12 protein-coding genes and 1 pseudogene are annotated in these 9654 nt (G+C 40.3%); 3 read left to right on the forward strand and 10 right to left on the reverse strand.

Going from position 1 to position 9654, the window contains the following annotated elements:
* On the reverse strand, window positions 1-349 hold a 349-nt coding region (locus VB775_RS10055; RefSeq protein WP_323216756.1), incomplete at its 3' end, for a helix-turn-helix domain-containing protein.
* 504 nt (window positions 350-853) lie between these two features.
* On the opposite strand from VB775_RS10055, the gene VB775_RS10060 reads away from it, so the two are divergent.
* The 3 genes from VB775_RS10060 to VB775_RS10070 are packed head-to-tail and all read left to right on the forward strand — an operon-like array spanning window position 854 to window position 5180.
* Window positions 854-1327 (forward strand): MerR family transcriptional regulator, encoded by a 474-nt coding sequence (locus tag VB775_RS10060; protein WP_281009616.1) that lies wholly within the window; start codon window positions 854-856, stop codon window positions 1325-1327.
* An 8-nt stretch (window positions 1328-1335) separates the two neighbouring features.
* Window positions 1336-4140, forward strand: a complete 2805-nt coding sequence (locus tag VB775_RS10065) for an N-6 DNA methylase (RefSeq protein WP_281009617.1) — start codon at window positions 1336-1338, stop codon at window positions 4138-4140.
* Window positions 4137-5180 carry a ComEC/Rec2 family competence protein gene (locus VB775_RS10070; protein WP_281009618.1) on the forward strand — a complete coding sequence of 348 codons (1044 nt, stop codon included), beginning with the start codon at window positions 4137-4139 and terminating at the stop codon, window positions 5178-5180. Before VB775_RS10065 ends, VB775_RS10070 begins: the two co-directional genes overlap by 4 nt.
* On the opposite strand, the gene VB775_RS10075 is transcribed toward VB775_RS10070, so the two are convergent.
* The 9 genes and pseudogenes from VB775_RS10075 to VB775_RS10115 form a co-directional block, all read right to left on the reverse strand.
* Window positions 5126-5410 carry a hypothetical protein gene (locus VB775_RS10075; protein ID WP_281009619.1) on the reverse strand — a complete coding sequence of 95 codons (285 nt, stop codon included), beginning with the start codon at window positions 5408-5410 and terminating at the stop codon, window positions 5126-5128. The two genes, VB775_RS10070 and VB775_RS10075, sit on opposite strands and share 55 nt — an antisense overlap.
* Window positions 5407-6114: a hypothetical protein gene (locus VB775_RS10080; protein WP_281009620.1), complete on the reverse strand. Its 708-nt coding sequence runs from the start codon at window positions 6112-6114 to the stop codon at window positions 5407-5409. Before VB775_RS10080 ends, VB775_RS10075 begins: the two co-directional genes overlap by 4 nt.
* 10 nt (window positions 6115-6124) lie before the next feature.
* Window positions 6125-6889 carry a hypothetical protein gene (locus VB775_RS10085; protein WP_281009621.1) on the reverse strand — a complete coding sequence of 255 codons (765 nt, stop codon included), beginning with the start codon at window positions 6887-6889 and terminating at the stop codon, window positions 6125-6127.
* Between the two features lies 1 nt (window position 6890).
* Window positions 6891-7142: a hypothetical protein gene (locus VB775_RS10090; protein ID WP_281009622.1), complete on the reverse strand. Its 252-nt coding sequence runs from the start codon at window positions 7140-7142 to the stop codon at window positions 6891-6893.
* 2 nt (window positions 7143-7144) lie between these two features.
* Window positions 7145-7354: a hypothetical protein gene (locus VB775_RS10095; RefSeq protein ID WP_281009623.1), complete on the reverse strand. Its 210-nt coding sequence runs from the start codon at window positions 7352-7354 to the stop codon at window positions 7145-7147.
* Window positions 7351-7692 (reverse strand): hypothetical protein, encoded by a 342-nt coding sequence (locus tag VB775_RS10100; RefSeq protein WP_281009624.1) that lies wholly within the window; start codon window positions 7690-7692, stop codon window positions 7351-7353. Before VB775_RS10100 ends, VB775_RS10095 begins: the two co-directional genes overlap by 4 nt.
* A 135-nt stretch (window positions 7693-7827) precedes the next feature.
* Entirely contained in the window at window positions 7828-8322 is a 495-nt protein-coding gene (locus VB775_RS10105) for a hypothetical protein (RefSeq protein WP_281009625.1), read from the reverse strand.
* An 85-nt stretch (window positions 8323-8407) separates the two neighbouring features.
* On the reverse strand, window positions 8408-8821 hold the full coding sequence (locus VB775_RS10110) for a single-stranded DNA-binding protein (protein ID WP_281009626.1): 414 nt from the start codon (window positions 8819-8821) through the stop codon (window positions 8408-8410).
* A 117-nt stretch (window positions 8822-8938) separates the two neighbouring features.
* Window positions 8939-9654: pseudogene (locus VB775_RS10115) on the reverse strand (hypothetical protein); the annotation flags it as partial.

Raw genomic sequence — 9654 nt, forward strand, 5'->3', positions numbered from 1 at the left:
GATCGATGCCCCGACGAATGGGAATATTATGCTTTTCAAGGATTTTGTTGAGGGTTCTGGCGGCGACATTTAATTTTTGGACGATCGCTGACCTCGTTAGTCCTGATTGGTATAAGGCGATCGCCTGTTGCTCCATCGACATTCTCGTATGGCTAGCGCGTGAGTGGCGCGGTCTAAATTCTTTAAAACCTGCGGCGACCATTGCGTTGTATACGGTGGAGACTGATGTTTTGCATTGTTTAGCGATGTCTCGGATCGGATAGTTCGCTTCGGTATACAGTCGGATATATTCAGCCACTTGTGGTGAAATGCTTGAACTTTTTTGATTATCTAGATTTTGATTGTTCATTTGGTAATCCTTACAAAGTTGATAGAATCATTAAATTAGAGTTGATAGAATTATTAAATTAGAATAGAACATAAAACGGAATTTGGATATTACTTTTCAATATTCTATCCTAAATGTGGCTTTCAATAAATTTATAAACTCACTGTAAAATAGAACTTACTGTGATCTTGAGATAATAGAATGGAACAATCAGTTAAATGAGATAAAAGGAATCCATTAAAAATTTATTTTTAATTTGGATGTCAGCCAGTTACACCTGCTTTGGTTAAGTTAGGATTAAGCGCAAATATTAAGGATAATTTAAGATGAGTTTACAATTATAAGCTCTTTGCTATTTTTGGGGATTGTGCCAAAGAATCTAAGAGCCACGCGCAAACTTTCTTTGGGGGACTACTAGACTTAATAGCATTTACAATTTAGAGTATATGTAAACAAATGTTTAAATTTAGACTCTTAGTTTAAACAAATGAGTAAAATTCCAGTACTAGAGTATTTAAGCTCAATATGACAAATGGTTTTACAAGGCAAGAAGCTATTGACCTAACAGGGATTGACTCTGGTAGGCTCAGTTACCTTGACCGTACCAAGCTAGTTGTGCCTTTGAAGTTTGGTAATCCCAAACATCCAAAAGTCGTTTATAGCTGGCAACAAGTGCTTGAGATCAAAACTATTGAGAGACTCAGAGAAAATCTGACACTTCAGGAGATTCGCAAAGTACTTGTTTTTCTAAAAGAACATGATTATGAGCCTTCCTTTTTTGCACACAAACTTGTCTTAGTAAATTCACAATTGTATTTAGTTGAAGATCTGAGACATTTTGGTTTGACTGTATTGGAAGCTTCAGGAGTGAATAAAGGGCAAGTTGTGATTCATGAAGTTGGTGCGATCGGCGACATTATTACTGAATTATTCAGGGAGGCTGAAAAGCATCATGTACTTGATTTTGAGAAACGTGCAGGGCTTGCATTAGCAAGTTGAGAATTCCTATGACTATCCAAGCGCTGTTTAATGAAGCTTTAGATATAACTCAACGTATTTGGATGGATCTTTATCAGATCGAACCAATGCGGAATATTCCTATGCCAGAAATTGATGCTAAAGGAATAGTAAAAATTGATGCTTTATGGACAGATGGTGGTTTACGTCCTAATGCTAATATTCTTGCTTTCTTTGTTCAGCCTGTCTCTAATGAAAATGATCTAGATCGATGGAGACGCAGACTGGAAGAATGGCCAGTTCGGGGAGGTTTACTGGTTGGTTCCGATCATCTACATCTTGTAACACCTTCTGATTCTTCTAAAAGGTTAGATGAAAAAATTTTAGATCTTAATGCTTGGCGCGAAACTCTGGTTTCGCCTAAGCCTCATCTTTTTACGCCAAAAGCTCTTTCACAGTTTCGTCAAGGGCAGTTATCATTTTCAGATTTAGAAGAAACTATTTCTGAAAGGAGTTTTACATTCTTGTTACGTCAACAGGAACGGATTGATAAAGCATTCCAAAAAGCTATTGAAGAAGCATTAAAAAAAGTTAAGTCTTCTCAAGGTCTAGGCTCATCAAGGAATGAGATTCAAGGTCACGTTATTCGAGTAGCGATCGCTTATTTAGCAGCAAGAATTTTACAGGACAAAGGTTTTTTCGGATCTGCTGAATTATCTCAAACAAACGATCCCTTAGATTTACTTAATCTTATGGTGACTCGTACCAATGGCTTTTTTAAGCGAGCTTTAGAGTCTGCTCAATTTACTAACGAAGTAATTCGACAACAACTTGCTCTGTATATGGGGCAATCTGTTAGTTTTGCTTTAACTAATCATCGTGATGTGGGCAGTTTATACGAAAAAGCAATTATAGAATTACCTGACGACTTAAACGGAAATAATTGGGGTGATTTGAATCGGCATTATACGCCGATCAAAGTCGCCGAAAAAATGCTTGAGTTATTGCCATTAGAACGTATTCGTCCAGAAGAACGTTTTATTTTCGATCCTGCGGCTGGTTCGGGAAGTTTGCTTTTAGCAGCTACTGCTCGGCTTGCTCAAATGTCTGACATTCCTACTGATGAACAATCACGAAGGGATTATTTGGCTAATCATGTTATCGGTAACGATTTAGATAGAGATGTCAATTTAATCACTCAACTTCGCTATTTTCTAGCTAGGGAATCTACTGGTATTTCTGATTTTCTACCATCTCCAAAGTTTTATGGTGAAGATTACGAATCATTAAGTAAGGAGAATATTATACAAAAAATTGGCAATAAGCCTCGTATTCTGATTGCTAATCCTCCTTTTGAGATAAGAGGAGACAAGCAATTAGCCTTTGAGTTTATCAAACAATCTATCAATTGGCTAGATGATGGTTCTCAATTTTCATTCATTTTACCAAGCTCTTTTATCCCAGGTAAAAAATATGGTATATCAGATATTCGTAAGACTTTATCTAGTAAATGTAACCTATTTGAGATTTGGCAACTACCTGTTGGAACTATTGGAGTTAGTGCTAGACAAGACACTTGCGTAGTCTCTGGTTCTGTGGGTGAGCCTAAAAAATATTATTCTATTTCAAGAAAAGTTATTTCTAGCGCTGAAATTCCTGAGATCCTTGATGGTGGATACTTAGGAACTTCATGGATTTCAACAATCAATCCTAATGGGGATTGGAATGAGGTTACAGAGCCTAAAATCAATCTATCTATTCCAACTATCCAATTATCATCCCTATTCTTTATTTTTACTGGTGTTTTACATCGTAAGGGACATCCTCCTGTTGAATATCCGCCAAGTGACAGACCATATAAACCAACATGGCGGATGAGATGGGGCAAAGAAGGTTCTTTTTGGGCTGATCCAGAAAGGGTTGATCCTTTGATGCAATGGGTCATATATGACTCAATTGATCTGGAAAGCAAAAGAGAACGGTGTGAAAGCCTATTTGCCAAATCTAAAATCCTTGTAGGTCGCATAGCAAATATTTCATCTAAAAACAATAAACCTCTCCCTGTCCAGCTTGATACCACAGGACTTTGCCCTAACAATAGTATTTGGTGCATCTTGCCTATTCAAGAAGCTAACATGACGAACAAGGAATATAAACCAGAAGAACCGCCTACAAATTGGGGGGACTTAAGCTTTGAAGAACAAAGATTATGGTTGCTTGGGATTCTTTCATCAGATTTAGCAGTAAAACTATCAATGATTGGTCGTGGAACTATTAATTTAACAGAAGATATTCTCCTTCAATTTCCACTTCCTCTATTAGTTGATCGGCAGATTATTGATATTACGAGTCAAATGGTTAAGCGAGATCAAAATCGTGAAACTATTCCCAATCGCGATCCTCTAAGAGAACAATTGAATGGTCTAGTAAAGAAATCCTATGGAAATCCCACTTGGATTGAACGCCAGCGTACAGGTAAATCCCCAGAATTAAAAGCTTGGAAGTTAGAACAAGAAATCAAAAAGACAAAACAAGAAATCAAAAAGACAAAAACTGCTATTGGTCAAGTCTTAGAAATTTCTGAGGACAAGAGCCAAGTTCTTATGTATATCAGTAGACTCATGGATGATGATAATACTGAAGGCGAATGGATTCCTTTACCTCAAGAGTTACCAGCGTGGGCATTGGACGGTACTGCCTTTGAGGTGCAGTTAAGTCATGATGTGAAAACATTTGCACAACTTAGAGAACGTCCTTGGGCTTTAAGAAAGTTTTGCCATACTCCACGTCCTTATCTCACTGATGACGAGTTAGATGAGTTTTTAAGGATTCCTGATTTGGAGGTTTTATCGTGACTTGTCAAATCACTTTTCTGCCTGTTGGTAATGCAGATAGTATTGTAATCCAAACTGAGAACTCAACAATAATCGTTGACCTTGGCAAACTAGATATATTAGAAGATTGGCTGCGAAAATACGAAATATCTAGGATAGATAGAATTTACATTACTCATGATCATCGAGATCATTTCCCATCACTGATTAAATTGGTAGAGTTTCTCGATACTTGGCTTGGTGATGTAAATATCGTAAAGAAGATACATTTTCCTTGTAAAGCCCTTGAAGTTGCTTGGAAGAAAGTTAAATCTGATAGAGTGAAGAATAAGATTCTTGAGAATGCATTAGTTCGTATTGCAGAATGGAGTAAAAAAAGAGTTGTAATACATTCTCCAATTTTTCGTGATGAAGAACCGTACTCCGAAGGATTGCTAAAAATAGCGGCTTTGCATCCAAGTGAAGAATTTGCTAGTAGACACTTTGCTTCAAGTGCAAGCAAATTAAACGAAGTTTCTACCGTCTTACAAGTTACCTATGGCGAATTTTCTGCACAACTTCTTGCCGATATTGAAGGGGCAGGACTTGCGGAATTACTCAGCTTTTTAAAGACAAACTCAGAAAGTGACGATTTTACAGCGCACGTTGTCAAAATACCTCATCATGGAGCCTACCCTAAAAATGGTGATGAATTGAAAGAGTTGTTGGCTTTGATTGATGCAGAGCTAGCTGTTTTGTCTGTAGGTAGTAAGAATACTTATGGTCATGTGGAACCTGAGCTTTTTAAGTCTTTAATTGGTTTGAAGGACAACAAAGATAAGCGTCTTTGGAAATTCATCTGCACAGAAGTTACACGCACTTGTGTATATTCAGCAAGCGATCGATCAACAATGGAAAAATCAGGATTGTCCTCATCTGAAGCCGACAAATGTGCAGGAGAAATCACGATTGTTGCGGAGACATCAGGTACATGGAAATTGAAAACGGAGATTGATCCTCACAAAACTCAAGTGGCAAGTTTCAAATGTGCAGCCTGTGAGGGACGTGGTGATTTTGGATAATTATAATTAGCAAATCCTGATTTTTGCGCGATCGCTACCAACCCTTCCCGTCTCGCTCTGACAAATGTGCCATTTCCTGCGTAAACGTACTCGTACATTGATGTCGGCGCGATTTCAGGCAGATGCTGATTCGTGGCGATGATGTGCTGAATCAGTCCCGCACTATAGGTAATCGGCAATACTGTGTTTGCGGTAACTGAGTGTTTTTGAACGTGTTCTAATAATTTCATTGGTTTATAATCATATTGATCGCTACCTTCACCGAGGAGCCACATTGGACAAGATCGGCGATTGGATAGCGGTTGGATTTCTGGAGTTGTAATAGCTTCAAACGAATATCTTGTGGATGGGAAGTTGATTTATCATTCACAAGATGATTGCTGAACGGTGCATTCATAAACATTTGCCATGCTTGAGCTAGTTTCTCTATTCCTTCTAATTGACTAGAAAAGCTATTTTCATTACCCATACAGATTCTGCCATCACCGTAGATATTCGGTAATGGCACATGGTAAATAGGAGCCTCTGCATTGAAGATTTTGAAGTTAGTTGCCCAAACATAACAACTATCACCGCAGAGCATAAACACTAAACCCATCATCGGGATGGTCAAAGCGATCGGCTCTCCGTCCTCAGTCAAATTTGTGAAGGTAAATGTCCGTCTTGCAGGTGGTATAAACTGCACGAACCATTGTCCTTGCTTACAGATACCCAATCGCTGTACGCCACTGGGTATCCATCCTGAGTCAATTTGTTCATGTTGAAATGCGGCTCTGACAGTTTCGGGTGATAGAAATTTATAGGTTTCTTTTCCTGCATCTCGATATTGAAAGCAGTAATGTCCTCCTTTCAGAAATAGCAGTTTTGCATCTGCTTCTATGAGTGGATACCCATCAGGATTGAGGGCATCTTGCATCGGATTTATGGTTAACATGGTTTCCTCCTTATCCCGCTAATGCATTGATGGGGTGGTGAAAATGTAGTTGGGGAATGGGTTCTTTACACCTGTTCCACAGCCTCACTACTTTGACGCAGTTTTGGGAGTCCTGATCCAGCCATTCGATAAATTCTCTATATTCCTTCATGATTGTCTGAGCGTCTGTATATGCTTCTCTCAGTATGTCAATCACCTCTATCGTCCAATTAGCATCGGTGATTTCGCTTTCGTAGGTCATATCCAGCCAGATATTATCCGTTGACTGGGTTAGCATCTCCATCGCCAGTGGCAATCGAGAGATCATTCCCCTCGCCTTTTTTGCCTCTTGACGTAGAAGCACATCGGATATGTAATCTACGACTGGGGGTAATTCTTTGCCCAGTTCGCTTTCTACGCCATCCCATACTTCACTACTGATGTCATGAATTAGGCACATCAGAAATTTCTCGGTTGCACCTAATCCTTCAAATTCGTCGTAGTACCATGAAGTACCAATTGGGTCTATTGGTATATAGGCTGTACGTTCCAAATCTGTCATTACTAAGGGTAAAGGAAAGAACTGCTCGTCCACTAAAGTCAGAAATTCGATTTCTTTCTCGCTATAGTCTTCGGGTTTTGCAAAGGCTAGGCTGGCTGTGGTTTGCTGATATTTCTCTGGATAGTAATGCTGATATAGTCTCAACATATTTGCACGTAGCTGCATGGATTCAAGGTAATCGGCGGCTCTTTCAGATGTGTGGGAACACATCCACTGAAATTTGGCGTTGTCCATTCTAGAATCCTCTGATTACCGCAGGGGCGGCGATCGGGTGCGCTTTTTTTAAGTTGTCTAGCGATCGCTGCAATAAACAACTATTTTGCCTAGATAAAATTGTTGCTTCAGTAAAGTTTTCTAGCTCAATTTCACCGATTTCGATTAGTTGCTGTCCTTGCCGCTCATGCTGATCGATCTCCCATAGTATTTCTAGCAAGGGATTGATAAATTCACTGGCTGTAATCAAACTGGTCAGGACTAGCTCGGACATGCTTAGCCCTTTGGTCCTGCTTGTTTACAGATATCCACGAGGACATCTCCATTCGATTGAACTGTTCGCCGAATTTGTGAGTTTTTGATTCCTTCAAAATACTGACTGAGCGTAGCCTTGATTTGCTCGTCACTGCTACCAATTTCAGGTGGCACTGGAATCGTTTGTCCTTCAACTTTGATGCTGTAGTTAGGTGTAGTGATTGTATTCATAGTTGTAAAGTTTGTTGTAGAGCTTTAGAAGATGGATCTGTTTTTCTTGGCAAGATGGAAAATTCGGGCTTTGCAGGTAGTTTGTGTTCTTCCTCATCTGATGTATCGGGTTGAATTGGACAGGCTAGGTCACTCTCAGCATAGGCTCGGATGATTTCTGCTAGTGGCTCTGGGATCGGCGTAAGCCCTGATAAGGCGATCGTGCGGATTAGTGGTCTTCCCAAGTCTCGGCAAATGGAAATAATCACCAGCCGTTCTGGTGATTGTTCGATTTCAGGTAAAATTTCAATGCATAACCGCAGTCGGCTTTGATCTAGGTCTATTGCTTCGTTGGTCATGATTTTCACGCTGTTTAACTTATACGCTTTTACACAAGCACTGGCGCTAGCCTATTTGTTCTAAAAATTCACAGTGTCGGACTTCCCTATTGTAAAAAAAAGTAAAACCCTCACAGTGAGGATTTTACTTTTTACTTAGGCTGCATTTTCCATCCGTCGTGGTTGGGATTTGATGCCAACGGGGATAGGACTGTGCGAAGGGAAAACTCGCAGACGATCTTCTGTAAACACCCGAAACTTCGCTGTATGATTCTTGCCGCTATTATTCGCAACCAGATAAACTCTTGCGTCAACGATCGCTTCAATTGTCGCATCGGGCATTTCTGGTCGTGGATATAATGGGAACTCAGCGCTGCGCTCCTGTAAGAATAATTCCACAAGACTCGTAAACTTTTGCTTAGCTTGGAGAATGTCGATACCAACAATCAGCTTGGCTCTAGACCATGTTACAAATGCTTGTTGCTCCACGCTGTCGCTGCTCTTGGGTTTGCAACTCCATTGAGCACCATGCTTCGATACTCGTGGCAATAGTAAACATTGATAGCCTTTATGTGAGTAAATCATCGTAACCTTCTTTTCATCTAGTTGGGCATGAACTTCAAGCGATAGCGATAAAAAAAGAACAAACATTCGCTTGCGGCAAATATTTGTTTTTTTTCAGAGTAGTTGTTTCAGAGAGAGGATTAGCAAGGTAAATTCTCTCTGAAACAGTTAGCTAAAAATCATCATCGTATGCAGCAGTTGGCTCATATTCTTCATCAGCAGCATCGGCAATCTTTCGCTCAACATCAATAAAGTTAAGAGATTGGGCGCTGATGACAGTACGTGCATGATGCTTCTTATCTTTCTTGGATTGATATTCTTCTGGTTGGGATAGTACTCCCACTACTTCCACAAAACGTCCTGACTGAGCACGTTCTTCGGCATACTGGGCTGTACCATTCCAGCATACGACTTTCACCCAAAGTGGCTCTTGGTTGATCCAATTACCATCTTTATCTCTGCGAGGTTTGGGTTGTACAGCAAGGCTAAAGTCCAATACATCCTTACCGCTAGTTCTAGTTTGACGTACTGCGGAGACGTTACCAATATAGCCAGAGAGAACTACGGAATTTGTTGAATTACACATCGATTTATACCTGTTTAGGAATCACTTCATGAGCTTCTACGCGATAGCGTTTCCGTTCCCATAAATGCCATAACTCTCTAGAAATTATTTACTAGAGAGTTATGGTTGGCTTTAAATCTAGAATTCAAGCTGAGTGTTAATATCACTGGCAATCAGGGAATATTGTCCTGGGTGTCTAGACGATGAGATGTCGATCAAGTTTTGAGCAAGTTCAACTGCATATCCTTTTACGCCCAGCCATTCACGCATTAAGGCTTCGCACACTTCCTTAATTTGCAATGCGGTCATGTTTTCACTGTTAAATTTGGGCTTTTGTCCAGTGGCATCGGCTCCATACAAGTCGATGCTTGCTTCAATCACTTTGCCCGTTGGTTGTTGGGTCACAGCTAAAAGTGCTTTAAATGCTGCTTTGGCTGGGTTATCTTGTCTGCTGATCGCGGGTTGAGCGGATGGTTGAACATTAGGACTAGGAATATGAGCCTCAATGACTGTGGCGACATGACCATTAGTACTGGCGATCGCGGCGATATGACCGTTGGTACTAGCGATCGCGGCGACGTGACCGTTGGTACTAGCAATTGGGGCAACATTGTCGTTGCTGGCAACTGCGGCGATCGCATAGGCAGGTTGCTCCTGTACTGCATATAGTACTGGTACAACATTAGGTATGACTATATCCCTTGGGGCAACCGTCGCAGCTTGGCTAGGGGATGATGTGTCATTCAACCAATTCTGAACAATCTCTGCAAATTTCTTGCCTGGCTTGGGATAGATGCCACTGCTGATTTCAGGACATCTACTTTTAGAGATCATTAGGGTATTCTGGTCGTCCA

Source organism: Pseudanabaena sp. CCNP1317 (assembly GCF_034931345.1).
In the GTDB taxonomy this organism is placed as follows: Bacteria; Cyanobacteriota; Cyanobacteriia; order Pseudanabaenales; family Pseudanabaenaceae; genus Pseudanabaena; species Pseudanabaena galeata.